16 protein-coding genes are annotated in these 14,782 nt (G+C 31.2%); 6 read left to right on the top strand and 10 right to left on the bottom strand.

Annotated elements, in window-relative coordinates:
- Positions 1-6 precede the first annotated feature (6 nt).
- Positions 7-405, bottom strand: coding sequence for a single-stranded DNA-binding protein (locus tag AC5P2S_RS06570; RefSeq protein ID WP_494556663.1), 399 nt, complete (start codon positions 403-405; stop codon positions 7-9).
- A 1,038-nt stretch (positions 406-1,443) separates the two neighbouring features.
- Here AC5P2S_RS06570 and AC5P2S_RS06565 point away from each other — a divergent pair.
- Both AC5P2S_RS06565 and AC5P2S_RS06560 read left to right on the top strand, forming a co-directional pair.
- Complete coding sequence (locus AC5P2S_RS06565; protein ID WP_494556662.1) at positions 1,444-1,737, top strand: hypothetical protein; 294 nt, start codon at positions 1,444-1,446, stop codon at positions 1,735-1,737.
- Between the two features lie 28 nt (positions 1,738-1,765).
- Positions 1,766-3,286 carry a hypothetical protein gene (locus AC5P2S_RS06560; protein ID WP_494556661.1) on the top strand — a complete coding sequence of 507 codons (1,521 nt, stop codon included), beginning with the start codon at positions 1,766-1,768 and terminating at the stop codon, positions 3,284-3,286.
- Between the two features lie 87 nt (positions 3,287-3,373).
- On the opposite strand, the gene AC5P2S_RS06555 is transcribed toward AC5P2S_RS06560, so the two are convergent.
- From AC5P2S_RS06555 to AC5P2S_RS06520, 8 genes are all read right to left on the bottom strand, one after another.
- On the bottom strand, positions 3,374-4,222 hold the full coding sequence (locus AC5P2S_RS06555; protein ID WP_494556660.1) for a DUF8464 domain-containing protein: 849 nt from the start codon (positions 4,220-4,222) through the stop codon (positions 3,374-3,376).
- A 10-nt stretch (positions 4,223-4,232) separates the two neighbouring features.
- Positions 4,233-5,315, bottom strand: a complete 1,083-nt coding sequence (locus AC5P2S_RS06550) for a hypothetical protein (protein ID WP_494556659.1) — start codon at positions 5,313-5,315, stop codon at positions 4,233-4,235.
- A gap of 62 nt (positions 5,316-5,377) precedes the next feature.
- Positions 5,378-5,989, bottom strand: coding sequence for a hypothetical protein (locus AC5P2S_RS06545; protein ID WP_494556658.1), 612 nt, complete (start codon positions 5,987-5,989; stop codon positions 5,378-5,380).
- A 1-nt stretch (position 5,990) separates the two neighbouring features.
- Positions 5,991-6,242 carry a DUF3853 family protein gene (locus AC5P2S_RS06540; protein WP_494556657.1) on the bottom strand — a complete coding sequence of 84 codons (252 nt, stop codon included), beginning with the start codon at positions 6,240-6,242 and terminating at the stop codon, positions 5,991-5,993.
- On the bottom strand, positions 6,239-6,781 hold the full coding sequence (locus tag AC5P2S_RS06535) for a hypothetical protein (RefSeq protein WP_494556656.1): 543 nt from the start codon (positions 6,779-6,781) through the stop codon (positions 6,239-6,241). The genes AC5P2S_RS06540 and AC5P2S_RS06535 overlap by 4 nt, the downstream gene beginning before the upstream one ends.
- A 10-nt stretch (positions 6,782-6,791) precedes the next feature.
- Positions 6,792-7,055 (bottom strand): helix-turn-helix domain-containing protein, encoded by a 264-nt coding sequence (locus AC5P2S_RS06530; protein ID WP_494556655.1) that lies wholly within the window; start codon positions 7,053-7,055, stop codon positions 6,792-6,794.
- A 143-nt stretch (positions 7,056-7,198) separates the two neighbouring features.
- Positions 7,199-8,050: an RteC domain-containing protein gene (locus AC5P2S_RS06525; protein ID WP_494556654.1), complete on the bottom strand. Its 852-nt coding sequence runs from the start codon at positions 8,048-8,050 to the stop codon at positions 7,199-7,201.
- A 45-nt stretch (positions 8,051-8,095) separates the two neighbouring features.
- Entirely contained in the window at positions 8,096-9,799 is a 1,704-nt protein-coding gene (locus AC5P2S_RS06520) for a helix-turn-helix domain-containing protein (protein ID WP_494556653.1), read from the bottom strand.
- 277 nt (positions 9,800-10,076) lie between these two features.
- Here AC5P2S_RS06520 and AC5P2S_RS06515 point away from each other — a divergent pair, with 277 nt between their 5' ends.
- The 4 genes from AC5P2S_RS06515 (at position 10,077) to AC5P2S_RS06500 (ending at position 12,311) form a co-directional block, all read left to right on the top strand.
- Positions 10,077-10,292, top strand: a complete 216-nt coding sequence (locus AC5P2S_RS06515; RefSeq protein ID WP_494556652.1) for a hypothetical protein — start codon at positions 10,077-10,079, stop codon at positions 10,290-10,292.
- Between the two features lie 23 nt (positions 10,293-10,315).
- Positions 10,316-10,483: a hypothetical protein gene (locus AC5P2S_RS06510; RefSeq protein WP_494556651.1), complete on the top strand. Its 168-nt coding sequence runs from the start codon at positions 10,316-10,318 to the stop codon at positions 10,481-10,483.
- Between the two features lie 19 nt (positions 10,484-10,502).
- Complete coding sequence (locus AC5P2S_RS06505) at positions 10,503-11,954, top strand: DoxX family protein (protein WP_494556650.1); 1,452 nt, start codon at positions 10,503-10,505, stop codon at positions 11,952-11,954.
- A 75-nt stretch (positions 11,955-12,029) separates the two neighbouring features.
- Positions 12,030-12,311: a DUF6520 family protein gene (locus AC5P2S_RS06500; RefSeq protein WP_494556649.1), complete on the top strand. Its 282-nt coding sequence runs from the start codon at positions 12,030-12,032 to the stop codon at positions 12,309-12,311.
- A gap of 33 nt (positions 12,312-12,344) precedes the next feature.
- On the opposite strand, the gene AC5P2S_RS06495 is transcribed toward AC5P2S_RS06500, so the two are convergent.
- On the bottom strand, positions 12,345-14,711 hold the full coding sequence (locus tag AC5P2S_RS06495; RefSeq protein ID WP_494556648.1) for an alpha/beta hydrolase family protein: 2,367 nt from the start codon (positions 14,709-14,711) through the stop codon (positions 12,345-12,347).
- Positions 14,712-14,782 lie beyond the last annotated feature (71 nt).

Raw genomic sequence — 14,782 nt, 5'->3', positions numbered from 1 at the left:
TAAAAATTAAAATGGGAGGTCGTCTTTCTCATCATTGAGAAGTTGTTTTCCATTTAGAGAAGTTTCACTCTGTTTTTCTTCGATGATTTGCGATTTTGTTCCACCTCCGTGAAATCTGATATTGGAAGTATGGAAATTGAGACCTGACTTGATTTCCCCATCTTTTCCTATCCAAGCATTTGAGCTTGCTCTACCTGTCAATTCTACCAAAGTACCTTTGGTTAATGATTTTGCTACATTGGGACTAATCCAATAAGCGCAATTATAGTATGTTATCTGTTCTACCCTTTCTCCTTGTTTGTTTTTGTAACTGTCATTGATTGCAACTGTAAAATTGACCACTTTCTTTTCATTTTTCAAGACTGTGATTTCTGCGTTTCTTGTAATTCTGCCTACGATGTTCATAATGTTTCGTTTTAAATGTTGATATTCTATTTTTTAATATTTCGTTACTGATTTCGAGTGAATTGATTTGATATCGAGGACACTCGGCTTTTCTTTATCTTTTCCAAATTGGAAAAGCTGTTTATATTTTGATTAAATTTTTTTTTCCGTCGATGTCAAAGAGCTTCTAAAGTTGAATTGATTCGTATAACTGAGGTTCCGGCTTTTTCTTTGCCGATGATCAAAGAACAGTATTGGGCACACAAAACCCTCTTGAAACAAAGTTTGAAGAGGGCTTGAAATCTTTTTGTCGCTAGATTCAGGAGTGTCTGGAAAAACTTCAGGAACGAAGTGGAAGGAATTTTTGTAGAAACCCAACAAGATTTTTTTGAGTGAATGATACTGTTCTACATTTGCAACTAGAAAAGCAAAACATCAGTAAGAATCAGTATAACAGAAGGTTTTATCGAACTAAAAACCTATAATTAACCATTGTAAAACCGCTTTTCTGAAATTATTAATAAGATTTTTTTTCCTTAAAAAGCAATATCTCTGCTCTCCAATTTTTAATAAGAAAAAACTTTCATATTCTTTTCAGTTATACTTTTACCTATGAACTAATTCTCCCACCAATAAAAAGAATCACTAAAGTTTGAGACGACTGTAATTACGAATCATCGATCAGTAGTTTTCCGAGATACAGATGAGCAGAATTCCGTAGAAAGTGGTTATTTAAAATGAGTTTAATTCCGAAAATGTTTTGAAAATAAAGAAAACTCATTAGAGAAATTAAAATATAAATACAATCAAAGAGTGATTTTCCGAAAAGATCTTTGACTTAAGAACTTTACAGGCTAAATTTTAACTCCAGCGAGTGATTTTCCGATGTATGAATGAGTAGTATTCCGTAATAAAATGAGTGGACTTCCGAAACATACTTACTACCATAAATGTTTACTTCTAAAAAGAGAACATTAATTTTAAAGAAGCAGTAAAATTGAAAATTTTCTTGATGTTTAATTTAGATTTTATTTTAAATTAGTTGTATAACTTTTAATTATGAATAATATAGAAAAACTCAAATTAGATTTTGAAGAAGATGCCGCTAAATTAGTTGGAAAAATAAAGAAAGAAGTATACAATCCAATTAGATTTATTAATATGGCTGCAGAAAGCAACTATTATATAGCAACTAAAAAAGTAATTTTGAATAAGATTCCAACAGATGGATTTATTAAATTACTGGAAGCTGGCAGAAAGGATTTAGCTATTGAAAATCTTGTGATAGATGTAAAATATAAAACTCTATTTACAGAAGAGGAAATACATTATTGTAAAAGTCTTTTAAATTAGAATATATCATTCGTAAAATACTTAGTAAATGCCAATACTTCAACCGATTCCTTACACTGTAACTGAAAATCAGGACTTTTCTGGTGAGACAATAATTAAAATTGTTGCCACATCTTTTACAGGTGTAGATTTTATAGATGGACGAATTGCTATATCATTTGTAAAATGTCGCTTCAAAAAAATAAGAATAGAGAATTCGGAAATAATTGATTTTAAAGATATAAGCATCCAATTTGTTGATTGTTATATAGAGGAAATTAAGGTTGAAAATATAATTTCGCAAAACATCTCAATTCATTTTGGAAGTTCAATAATTGATTTTGCAATTTTGAATAACGCAAATATTAAATATGTTGGAATAAACAATTGCTTCTTCGGTAGTTCCATTTTTCTAATAAACGTTCAGAAGGTAAATATAAGCTATACGGAAGAAAATATATTTGCAAAAAGATGGCAGAAATTATTCAATAAATTAGGTACAAACTTTCAACGTTTGTTACAAGAAAAATGTTCTTTTGATATTTATGATTGTAAAGAAATTACTTTTCATTTTAACGAAAATGATGATAAAAACAGGCAAGGTTTAGTTTTATCTTCATTAAATAATTCAGGCCAAAACAGTCTTAATTATTACTTGACATTAGAAGACAAAAGACGATTAAATATAAGCCTCAATCTTAACTATACGCCCTCTATCGAGCACACAAGTACAAAAATCACTAATGGAATGTTTTCCAGTTTACAAATATCTGGAAATTGTAAAGGAGGAATAGAGATAGAAAATTCAAAGATTGATGAATTATATTTGCGAAACTTTTCTGTCGTCGATGAAGGTGTCTTTTTTGGTATAAAACCTAAGAATTTAGATAGAAATGATACTAAACTAGAAATTCATAAATGTAACTTAGACAAAGTAACTTTTGACAATTTTTCATTTTCAAAATACTCTTCAATTTCCCTCTATCGAAATAAATTTGGTCAAACAACAAATTTTATATCTTGTGATTTTCCAGATAGTTATGAAGATTTTGAAAAAATCATCACTATTGAAAACATTCACTATCCAGATAGAAAAGATGATAATTATTATAAGGCAAGGTATGAGACTTTTCTCCAATTAAAAAAAGTAGTAGAAAATTCAGGCAATTTCTATGAAGCTCAAAAATTTCAAATGGTATCAAATCACGCATTGAAACAGATTGATTCTATACCTTTACAAGACAAATTAATTTTATGGGTCAATAGTTTCTCTAATAACCATGGGCTTTCAATTTCAAGACCATTTATTGGGTTAATAGTGTGTTCAGTCATTTTCTATATAATGTATTTATTGACATTGGGAAAAGAATTCAATTGTAATAGTAGTATAGACTGGAAATTAGTTGGATATTATTTTTCATTCTTAGATATTACTCATCGAACTGACTTTTTAGTGAAATCTAAAGAACTTAGTGGATCAAGTCTAGCTATTGACTATATAAATAAAGTCGTTATTGGTTTTTTCACCTATCAATTTGTAGCTTCCTTCCGAAAATATGGAAGAAAGTAATAATTGATTCATTTACTTTTCAGATATTCTAACTGTATTTAAATTTTCTATTGAGGTTAAACTAACTTTATGTACTAATTGAATATTTTACAATCTTGCGTCATTACATAGCCATTCATTTAAATCATTGTAGTCTCCATATAACATTGAACAATCTTCTACATTGTCAAACTGTTGCTGAATTTTCGATTTCAAAGTAACGCCAGTCTTATCGTTATTTAGAAATAATGAAATCTTATTGTAATCCTGCAATTTTTTTTCAGCCTTAAAGAACATTGCTGTCGAATTTAAAACCAAGAAGTCCACATCAGTAATTTCATTAAAACTATTTTTGAATGATAAGAAATCAAAAAAACCTTCGAAGACCAGAATTTCCTTCCCAGAATTTGACTGACTACAAATAATAGTTACATCTTTTTTCCCCAAACACATTTTAGAGTATTGATTTCGTATTTCAAATCCATCGGAGTTATTTCTGAAACCAATACCAAAATATTTTTTATGATTGAAAGTGTAATGTATCTCTTTAACCAATTGTTTTTGTTCATATACCTTCCTACTCTTTAAATAATTAATTAGTGAAGGATGCTTTAGATCCCAAACATTGGTAATCTTATAATTTTTAGTTGTAGCAGGAAGGGAACTATAGTGATCAAGCTTCACAGAAATATCAAGAGCAGATAAATATTTTAAAGCTTCAGAAACATTACATTTATTGATAGTTTGAACGATGGATATGATATCATAGCTTTTACCAGTACCAAAATCAAATGCCACGTTTGTCACAAAATTTACTGATAAACTAGCAGTTCTTTCCAAACGATCTAATGCAAAATAAAAAGCACTTTTAGGATTATCCTTAATTGGAAATAGATTAAAGGATTCTAAAACAGTTTTGATTCCTACTCTTTTTTTTAATTCTTCACAATTATTCATTGATCTACATTTAAACAATTACCGGATAACCATTAGGAAGAAGACTGCCTATCCTTGTAGTTCTGTAGAATTCAATCATAATGGTTTGAATCTCTTTCAGAAAATATTGGCTGGCAAAATTTGAGGATTTAAGCTTTTGTAAACGATTTCTTTTGACAAAGTAACGATAGGCTTTTTCAATCAATTCTCTCGTTTGTGGGATATTTCTGTACTGATAGGAAAACTGAGAAAACTCCTGATCTTTTATTTGATATCTCTTCTTAAAATAGTTTAAGCGGTATGAAATTACAAGATGTTCATTAGCTTTAAGCGAGATGCTTTCCACTGGTATTTTTTTCGTTTCGTATGGAATGATAGTAATACTATCTTTATTATATTTAAAATTAAAAGATAGACTGCCAAAAAGATTAAGATTGATTCTTACCAACTTTAGAAACTTAAAACAAAAGTCATTAGCAGATTTGTAGTTTAATCCAAATCTCCTATTTAAAGTACTAAGCTTTGCTTTAGTTCCAATAGTTGGTAACTTCGAGAGCCATATTGCAAAAATGATATGTTTATTGTTTTTAACATTATATACCAAATGATAAAGAATGTAATTATACTCAGGTATAACAATCAATTTTTTCAGCCAGTAACTACTGATGAGAAATGATGTATATCCTCTGGTTTCATAGCTGGGAGCTACAATCAATCCACCAAAAGTTTTAATCTCTTTACCAACAGAATTCTCAGAAACATACCACCCCATTTTAAATTTTGCTAAAAACTCATAAGCTTCAATAACCTGCTTCGTCGAACCACTTGGCGAAATCTTGCTATTTCTGATTTTCATTAAAGCAAACGTGTTATTTTCTGTTTCAAAGTCTTTATCGAATAACGAAAGCTGACGAGGGCGATCTTCAGGACGAAATTGTTCAGAACTTATAATTGATATAATATTGAAAATGACTCGAAGTGCATTGATTGGAATGTCAGCCGCTATTTGATTTTCAAATATAAAATCGTCAACAAACTGATTACCTAGTCGAATTCTATCGTGTTTATTTTCATACTCAAACTCCTTTCGAACTAATCTTAAATTCTTTTCCATCAATTATTCTTAAATCTATAGTGATGTTTACACATCATTTTTATTCTTTAAATCTCACTTAGTTATGGTCTGTTGATATTCGGAACATCATTCAAAATAATTTCGTTTGTATCACCTTTGTCCAAATAAGGTAAAACACTTTTAATAGTCGCTTTCCAATTATTAATCGGTCTATTGGTATTATCACTACACCAATCGTTTTGCAGCCAGCTATTATACTTCATTATAACTTTAGTTTCAATTTGAGATTCATAAGTTTTCAATGTTTTCACATAGGTTAGAAATTCGTTCAATGAGGGAGCATTTTTAGGTAAACAAACACTTTCTTCAACAATCAATTTAGTGATGTTATTCTCATCAACCTTCAAATCGTTTTGTTTATGAAGAATCGCTTCTGTAGGATAATTAAGCAAAAGCTTATATATACAAGCTGCACCATTTTTACTAGAAAAATCAATTAATCCAGAATCTTTTAGTTTAAGTTTTACAACCTTTACAGTTTTTCTTGTAATTTTAAGTTCATTGCCAACTATAATATCTGAGATTTTGAATTCATAATTTTCATTTTCGTATCCGGTTTTCAGCAGATACAAATACATCGAGACGGCAGTAGCACCAAGAGGATTATTTTGATTAAATAGCCAAAACCTTTGAATAAGCTCTAAGTAATACATATTATTTCTTTCCAAAAAGTTCCAGTGCTTTTACTTTATCAATTATGATAATATTACCATTCTGAATAATCGCACCGTCCAAAATCCCCGATGATTTAACTTCCGAAGCTTTTGACACTGAACAACCCAGAATTTTCGCTAAGCCTTTAAGCCCATATTCGTACTTTTTTTCAGAACTAATGTTCTGTGCTACTTCTAAAAATTCCTGAACAGTCAATTTCCAGAGTGGTGTTTGTGGATCTATATTAATCATTTGTGCTTTTTATTTTTAGAATTCATAATCCAATTTCTCGCAGCTGATTGCCAACTTCTCATTGCTTTATCATTAATCCTTCGCCATTCTCTTTGATTATAGAAATCAAAGAATTCCTTAGCATCAATGGAAGAGAGACTTTTTTCATTAAAATAAAGCTCTACTTCAAAGAATGATGGTGATATAAACTTCGGAGCATCAATATGACAACATTGATTATCTTCTCGACTTAACTTTTGTTCTTTTTTATGACTAGGTGATAAAATATCTATCAAGCTTCCTCTGTATGTATTAAAGCTTGGAGAGTAAACAATAAAGCCTGAGTAATCCAATTCTTTCATGCATTTATGATAAGTAGCAATCGATTTAATTTTACTCAACTTCATTACTTCTTCTCTATCGATACGAAATGAACTTTTATAATGATTTAAGTGCCACAATTTTAAAAGAGCGATGTAAAGAGAAATGTGAGTAGGAAAAAAACTTTCATCTTCTGTAATATGCCCAAGAAGATCAAATGGGGATACTTTGACATTCATACCATTCGATTTAAGATTTACCTTTATTGATGAGTTTTTCAATATCCTTAAAATTATAATAGATAATGCCACCAATTTTATTGAAAGAAATTGTCCCGTTATTTCTTAAAGTCTGGAGCGTTCCAGAAGAAATAGCTAATAATTCTTTTACCTCAGAGGAACGTAACCATAATTTCTGTTCGGTCACATTCCCTAGAAGTAATTTTTCAATAGCCTCTAGTAATTCAATTTTGAACTCTTGGAGATCTTCTTTGGTTATAATTGAAACTGCCATAATACTTGAATATTTCTTCGACAAAGTTTAGAAAAAGTCAAAAAAAAAGTTCGGTAGGTTTTCGTACCTACCGAACGATTATTCAATATTGCCTATTAACAGAGGATTTAGAAATTTAAATTTAATATTAGAAAAAGAAAATCTCAAGAATTATCATTTTCGTAGAGGTTTTTACTAAGATTTTCAGTAAGAAGCTGTAAAAATTTGGTTGGGTTATATTTTCTGTTTTTGATTTCGCCCAATGTTTTGTAAAAATTACCCAGATCGATGTTTAAGTGCTTTTCTGTCTCTCTCACAATTTCAATAAAATCAATATTTCCACCATTAAAACATTTTGTAAGATGTAGTGAATACAGTATTTCCAAGAGAGAAACTTTTGAAGATGACCATGACAGTTTTGACTTCCTTTCCGTTAAATCATATGAGGGATTATCGATCTTCCATATTTCTGTGGTCAAATAGTTTTGTAGAAGTTCATTTGCTTTAATAATAGAAACTTTAAAGTCGTGTGAAGTTGTAAATTGTTCATCCAAATCATATAGGTTTGGTGATAATCTCATTTTAAGATCATTGGATTTTCTAGTGAAATATTTATGATCCAGATAAGTAGCTGAACGTCTGTAATAGCCGTAAAATTCAGAATTATCACTGTAAAATAGCTGCAATTTAACCTGCTCTCCCTCATAAAAATCTTTTAAAGTTTTACTGTCAGCATTTGGCTTTAGTGACTCAATCTCCAGCACTTTAGAATAATAGATAAACTTTGAAATAAAGAGCGGCTTGAGTTCCTTAAAAAAATAGATTTCATCTGCCATATTTTCAAACTGATGCACAGATATCATTGCTTTCAATGCCCTGATATATTCGTCCACAAAGATTAGTGACTTTTCAGATTTTAAAACATTGTCATTTTCTTCATTACATAAGTCATTAATTTTTAGCTCCAGGTCTTCATACAGCTGAGTTGTTTTTCTAAAAATAGTTTTTGTTACCATGTCCTTTTTTTAGAAATTTACAAAAATCCTATGTGGTAGGCTTAATCAACTAATCCCTAGCTCAGCTTTTCGCTTTTTTATAAAGTCAGCTGGTCTAATTCCGTTAATCTCATAAAATAAGTTTGAAAAATTCGCGCGGGCAGCAATTCCACATTCTTCAGCGAGCGCTTCCATACGGTAATTAAGATACTTGCTTTCACTGTTTAAAAGATGTGTAATATAATTAATTCTAAGCTCTGCCATATATTTATTAAAATTCATTCCTTTATTTTCATTAATATATATTGATAAATAGTGCGAATTTGTATCCAGTTTTGCAGCAATACTTTTCTGAGTCAACCCTTTCTTTCTGAACTGCAAATCTGTTTCAAACTTTTTAAGTTTAGCTTCAATATGTGATGCTATCTCGGGGGTAAGAAAAGTTTTTCTCAAAGAATATTGAGGAGCTTCTTCATCTACTAACTCAGCGTTTTCGATAATTTTTTCAGATAGCTTTTTCTGGAGCAGGTGATATTGATTTTCAATTTTTAAACCTTTACGGTATCGAAGTATAAAAAAGACCAGAAGTAAAACAGCTATTAAAATAACGACTAATGCCATTCTAAATCTATTTTTGCCTGCTAATTCAAGTGCTTCGCTATTATCAATTAAGCTTTGTCTGTCATAATCTTTATGAAGCTTTGAGGATAAGTATACGTAGTCCTTTGCGATGATACTATCTGCCTTCAGCAGTTGACTGGTATAATATAATTGTTTCTTTATATCCTTATTGCTATACTGCGCTATGAGGAAATTATAACTACCATAAACCTCAGGTAAGATATAATTATGGTCTACAAAGATTGAATCTATACATTTATAATTGGCAATTGCATTTTTTTTATCATTTTGCGCCTCATATATCTTCCCCACATAATAATAAATAACTGAGGCCCAAGCAAAGTCACCCTTTTGCTGAATGATATTTAATGACTGTTTTAGATCCTTCAGTCCTTCAGAATAATTTCTTTTATAATATTTTGAAATCCCTTCACACTTCAAAAAATAGCTATTTTCCAATTTAAAGTCGCTATCATTTAATGTCAAGTTATATCCTACGTTAATTAAGCTGTCGCTGATTTTAAAATTTTTCAGATATCTATTAACAACAGTAAGTTGATGCAGACTATTATAGTACGCTTTTTTGTGGTTAAATTGTTCATTTTCATGAAGTGCATTACCTATCTTACCTTTATAGTATGAGGTACAGTTTTGAAAATGCTCCAGAGCTTCCTCATAGTAGCCTAAATGAACTTTGACAACACCTAAATGATAAATAACTTTATGCTGAAGATATTGATCTTTCGAACCTTTTGAATAATTGTATGCTTTGAGGTATTCATCTAGGGCTAATTTGTACTTTTTCTGATAAAAATAATAAATAATGCCTTTGCTCAGGTAATCTCTACTGACATCATTTTTAGTTCCATATTTTAGACTAACAGCAATAGCACTATCTGCATAAGCTAACTTGTTGTCCTTATCAAACTGTCTTCCATCTCGATATCCTTGCAATAATCTCTTCATATCGGATGAACGTTTTGCATGTTCAATAAATTGTCGCACTTGAATCATTGCCTCGACATCATCAATTGCTTTTTTTTCATAACCTTTTCTGATCTCATTGAAGACTTTTTCTTCAATATTCTGCGAAAAAATTGGCTGTGAAAAAGCAAAAAAACAGATAAGAAAGAATTTACCTTTTTGCATATACTATATTTAGAACCTCACCAAGTCAAAAATAGTCAATTTGCCTTTAAATGGGCGATTTACGAAGACTCTGCATTAATTTTAAATACAAATCACTCGTAATCATACGTTATCAGCATTTATAAGTGTTTTTTTTGTCGTATCAATTTTAAAATTGATTCGTATTAATTTTAAAATCGCTTCTACAAAGGCTTTTTTAGAGCCTACAACCCTTCTACCTTTGGTCTCAGAATTCTTAATAATCCGGCCGGGATAATTTCAACTTAACCTAATTAAAATGAAAAAATTTATCCCAATTTTATGTTTAACGGCATTGACATTTGCCGTACAAAATTGTAACAATCGAGATGAAGATTTAGCTACGGAAAATTACAACAGCGAAGCATTTTCCAATAAGTCAATCAGTGATTCAACAATAAAAAAAACATCGATTGTTGATCCTGACCCACCAGTAAGAGATGGAGACAATTGGAGAATCAATCCAAATAATTAAAATAATTAATAAACATTGAAAAGATGATTCCTCATACATCCATTACAGTTTCCACCGGCTCACCATGTCCTAAAAGTGGTATCTGGGAAAGTATGGGGAATTTTAAAACACAGCGTCCCTTATCAAAAGGGATCAAAATGCCAGACTATTGCGGTAAGAAAATCAAATGGAGATTGGTTCAAGTCTGTTAAACTTTTTAACAACATAACCATGAAAAAGCCATCAAACATCTTCACTACATCGATAAGTTACTTCTTTATCTTATTATTTGTTTACGCCAGCATCAGTAAATTAATTGATTTTGAAAACTTTCAGGTTCAGATAGCACAGTCACCACTGTTAAGCGCTTATGCAGGATTTATTTCCTGGGCAGTAATAGCTGTTGAACTAATTATCTCCTTAATGCTCTCGGTAAAAAAATGGCGGCTCTTGGGACTGTATTGCTCATTCGGTTTGATGACTGCTTTCACAGCTTACATTTATTTAATTCTCAATTACAGTGATTTTGTACCGTGTTCCTGTGGTGGTATACTTGAGAAATTAGGATGGAAGGAGCATTTGATATTTAATGTCGGATGTATCGTATCTTTGGTAGCAATTCTTACCGTTAAAGAAGGTAAAATTTATAAAAAGGTTCTGTATTCCCTTATTACAATTTTTATTGGTAGTAATGGATTAACAATATTTCTTTTTTTATTATCTGAACATATCATTAAAAAGGAAAATAACTTTACAAGAAGATTTTTACCCCATCCAATATCAGACGAAACGGCATTAAATCTAACCGCAAACTCATTTTACTTTGCAGGCAATAACGGAGACACTATATTTTTAGGCAACAGAGAAGCTCCTTTGCTATTAACAACCGTTTCACCAGCTTTCAAAACGGCAGAAAAAGACACATTAAAACTATCCAATGACCAATTGCCATTTAAGAGTGTGGAGGTCAACATCAATTACCCTTTTATTTCGCTGACAGACGGTACGGTTCCTGTCATTTTCGAAGGTCAACTTCCAAATTTGTTAGCAAAGCAAGTAAATTTCAAACCGTCATTTTTCACTGCAATAAAATTGACCAGTCCACATAATTACATTTTTAAAGCTGTTCTGACTAAAGACAAAAAGGCAGTTTTAGGTACTGTCAACACATTAGAAAACAGAGTCCAATTCAATCATAATTTACTTGAAGAACAAATTGATGGTCTCTTTGATACAGATGGAAGTTACACAGTTGATCCGATAAAGCAAAAAATCATTTACACTTATCTCTACCAAAACCAATATTTAGTGACAGATCTAGATCTTGAAAATAAAAATATTGGGAATACTATTGACACAATTAAGAAAGCCAATATTAAACTCCATAAATTATCAGATGGAACTATTAAAATGGCAGCACCTCCACTAGAAGTAAATCAGTTTCAAATGGCTTATGATGGACTATTATTTAATGCGTCTGCTTTAAGAGGTAAGCACGAGTCCAATAGCAGATGGAAAAACTCCAAGGTTATTGATGTTTACGACTACCACGAAAAAACATACAAATACAGCTTCTACATCCATAACCGCAATAATATTAATGCAAGAAGCATCCTAGTGACAAAAAAATATTTATACGCATTAATCGGAAACGAATTGGTACGATACCAACGTAGAAGATAATCTGTTGGCCACAGAAACAGGGGAAGCCGAAAACCTGCTATCCAGAGTAGGCACTATTACCAAATTTTAATTATTATGAAACAGTTCATTTTACCTGCATTTGTGATTTTGATCGCAACAGGAAGTGCATTTGCTACACAAAATGCAAAAGCTAACAAAAGTAAGTTAGTCGACAGACAAGCTTATATTTACAATTTTAGTACAAACGAGTGTGATCGTGTAGAGCCAATTTGTTCTACTGATCCAGGACCAATTTGTACAGTCAACGGCCTGGAAGGCGCACAGCAAGCTTTCGGCTCTAATGGTGCCGATACAGAACATCCATTGACATGTGATGTAGTTCTAAGTAGAAAATAATTTAAACAATGAGCTCCCTAAAAGGGAGCTTTTTTATTTTATAAGAGGTTGAATCCATTCTGCCGGTGGTTTATTTTTTAGAAAGTACTCCATCCATTGCCAGGTCTTCACAGCAAGATCCTGCTGATTAGCTGGAGTTACAATTTGATGCTGTTCATTAATGTACTCCAAGAAAACCGCTTTTTTCCCTAATCTTTTTAATCCAATAAAGAAGGCTGCAGATTGAGTAGGTAAAACGTTTTTGTCATTAGTGCCACCCCATATCAAAACAGGTTGTGTTACTTTCTTCATATGATAAATGGGAGAACTTTCAAGATATGGCTGCCAATCATCGAAAGGGCTGTCAACCATGGAAAATTGTTGTGTTTCAGTCCTTATATAATTAGGTTGCCAAAGAATATTTGCATAACTATGGCTAAATGATATAAGATCTGATATCATCACACCTAGACTTGCAGTCTTAAATAAATTTGACTGTGAAATTGCTAATCCTGCTTCATATCCACCAAAGGACATTCCTAATACTGCCATATTTTCTTTATCTATACTAGCCTTTGATAGTGCCATGTTGACAGCCGCTTCCAATGATATTATAAATTGTTCTGCTACCTTTTTTTCAGCATATTGAAGTTGTGGTAAAAGTACAAAATACCCTTGTTTAACATAATGCATCGAATTGAAACCATCAGTTGGATGAAGATTAGCAACCGTATTTTCCAACATACGCTTTGCTGTATCTTCATAAATATTAACAATCATAGGATATTTCTTATTAGGATCATAATTTTCAGGGTACAATAGGACTGCATTACTCTGCTTCAAAGAGGTTTTGTATTGAAAATTTTCCATTTTCAAATTACTATTCAATGCTGGATTTAAATTGCTGTCATGGTAAATCATTTCCGCTTTTTTATTTCCCAGCTTAATAATTTGCAAAGGCTGTTGATACATCTGCGATGTGGCATATATATTTGGACGTATATGAAAGATTGAAGCAAAATTATACTTTCCATAAATAATCGGTGTTGGCAGTTTGTCATTCTTCCATTTCGCAAATCCAGAATCATAGTTTTGAGTATTAAACATTTTTAAAATAGATTCCTTTTTCAAATCGACTGTTTTAAGATTCAAACCCCATTCAGATTCTCTCAACTCTTTATCAAATACAAACTGATATATAATACCTTCTGCTTCTCCATAGGTCAGCCTTTTTAATTTTCGATTTTTAAAATCCAACATAAACAAATCAAAGTTGCTTGAAATTATAACTTTTGAAGGGTCGGATGTTTTAATTACCGGTTGAAAAGGCTTTTCAGTTAGTCCATTATAGCGACTGTCAGCCCAGCTCTGCTTAGAATTCAAACTGATTGGCATTGTCTCACTATTCACCAAATCCATAAGCCACCATTGGCGGTTTTTGAAAAAAAGCAGTTGATTGGAAATATCATCAAAATAGTAATTATCCTTATGCGAATGCATTTTACCGAGCGACAAAACTTTTCGTCCATAGTCTCGAACTAATTTTATTTCCAATAGTGGATTATTTTTGTTTTCAATAGTATCCTTCGTCAAATCAAAAGTTATAAAGTCTCCTTTATCATTTAAAAAATAAGACTCTTGATTTTCTTCTACGCTCTTTGGTTTCCAAAGCCATGAATTCGTCAAGGTATTATAGATAGCTAATTGTGGTAAAGGAAATGTTGAGTTTTTATTGGTATAAGAAATTTTAACATTGCTTGGTTTCGCTTCTTCAATTTTAAAAAGCGGGATAATAAAATAACGGTTTTCACGGATTTCTACCCGAAAATTAAAATCTTTTAGCATCTCATAATTCTTAGGAATATCAATTTCATTAGAAGAAAGTACATCTAGTCGATTACCGTAAGAATTTAAAAGAATTTTATTTCCTTCCAAGCCATAGGTCCAGACTTGCCCGTCTATTATTTTAAGCCACGATGTAATGTTTGGTAGTTTATTCTTCAGCTCCTGCCTTGACATCATATTCATCAATACAAGACTATCCTTAGTCGTATAAGAAACGTATTCGCCTTTTTCCTGAAAATCATATAATAGCACACCACTTCTCTTCCATAACTCTTCACCTTTGGTATTATACAATGCCAGCTCATCAGGCTTGAAGGTTGAGGCTAGTATAAGCTTTTCATTCAAAGTCTTTTTCACGGTCTTACCTAAAATCTCAGTTTGCATACCATTACTTATATTATAAAATATAAGCCCTTTAAGGGTTTCTATTAACAAAAAATCATCATTTAAAAAGCTAAAACTTTTTGCTATCGGAAGGTTTTTAACAGTACCAGACTTAATATCCTTAAGCAGAAAATCATTTTTTCCATAACTGTTAAAATCGTTCTGAACCAAGTATCGCTCCGAAGGGCTCATACTTTTAATGGTAGAATAATAGTAGGTGCTATATTCTTTATTGATTTTGCTCACTGTCACAGAGTCTTGCC

The organism is Epilithonimonas sp. 33E (genome assembly GCF_059372615.1).
The sequence above is the reverse complement of the archived record's forward strand: the minus strand, read 5'-3'. Positions and strand labels throughout refer to the sequence as shown.

Excerpts from the sequence above, each read along its gene's own strand:
- AC5P2S_RS06570 (WP_494556663.1), bottom strand. The coding sequence starts at position 405 with ATGAACATCGTAGGCAGAATTACAAGAAACGCAGAAATCACAGTCTTG.
- AC5P2S_RS06565 (WP_494556662.1), top strand. The coding sequence starts at position 1,444 with ATGAATAATATAGAAAAACTCAAATTAGATTTTGAAGAAGATGCCGCT.
- AC5P2S_RS06560 (WP_494556661.1), top strand. The coding sequence starts at position 1,766 with ATGCCAATACTTCAACCGATTCCTTACACTGTAACTGAAAATCAGGAC.
- AC5P2S_RS06555 (WP_494556660.1), bottom strand. The coding sequence starts at position 4,222 with ATGAATAATTGTGAAGAATTAAAAAAAAGAGTAGGAATCAAAACTGTT.
- AC5P2S_RS06550 (WP_494556659.1), bottom strand. The coding sequence starts at position 5,315 with ATGGAAAAGAATTTAAGATTAGTTCGAAAGGAGTTTGAGTATGAAAAT.
- AC5P2S_RS06545 (WP_494556658.1), bottom strand. The coding sequence starts at position 5,989 with ATGTATTACTTAGAGCTTATTCAAAGGTTTTGGCTATTTAATCAAAAT.
- AC5P2S_RS06540 (WP_494556657.1), bottom strand. The coding sequence starts at position 6,242 with ATGATTAATATAGATCCACAAACACCACTCTGGAAATTGACTGTTCAG.
- AC5P2S_RS06535 (WP_494556656.1), bottom strand. The coding sequence starts at position 6,781 with ATGAATGTCAAAGTATCCCCATTTGATCTTCTTGGGCATATTACAGAA.
- AC5P2S_RS06530 (WP_494556655.1), bottom strand. The coding sequence starts at position 7,055 with ATGGCAGTTTCAATTATAACCAAAGAAGATCTCCAAGAGTTCAAAATT.
- AC5P2S_RS06525 (WP_494556654.1), bottom strand. The coding sequence starts at position 8,050 with ATGGTAACAAAAACTATTTTTAGAAAAACAACTCAGCTGTATGAAGAC.
- AC5P2S_RS06520 (WP_494556653.1), bottom strand. The coding sequence starts at position 9,799 with ATGCAAAAAGGTAAATTCTTTCTTATCTGTTTTTTTGCTTTTTCACAG.
- AC5P2S_RS06515 (WP_494556652.1), top strand. The coding sequence starts at position 10,077 with ATGAAAAAATTTATCCCAATTTTATGTTTAACGGCATTGACATTTGCC.
- AC5P2S_RS06510 (WP_494556651.1), top strand. The coding sequence starts at position 10,316 with ATGATTCCTCATACATCCATTACAGTTTCCACCGGCTCACCATGTCCT.
- AC5P2S_RS06505 (WP_494556650.1), top strand. The coding sequence starts at position 10,503 with ATGAAAAAGCCATCAAACATCTTCACTACATCGATAAGTTACTTCTTT.
- AC5P2S_RS06500 (WP_494556649.1), top strand. The coding sequence starts at position 12,030 with ATGAAACAGTTCATTTTACCTGCATTTGTGATTTTGATCGCAACAGGA.
- AC5P2S_RS06495 (WP_494556648.1), bottom strand. The coding sequence starts at position 14,711 with ATGAGCCCTTCGGAGCGATACTTGGTTCAGAACGATTTTAACAGTTAT.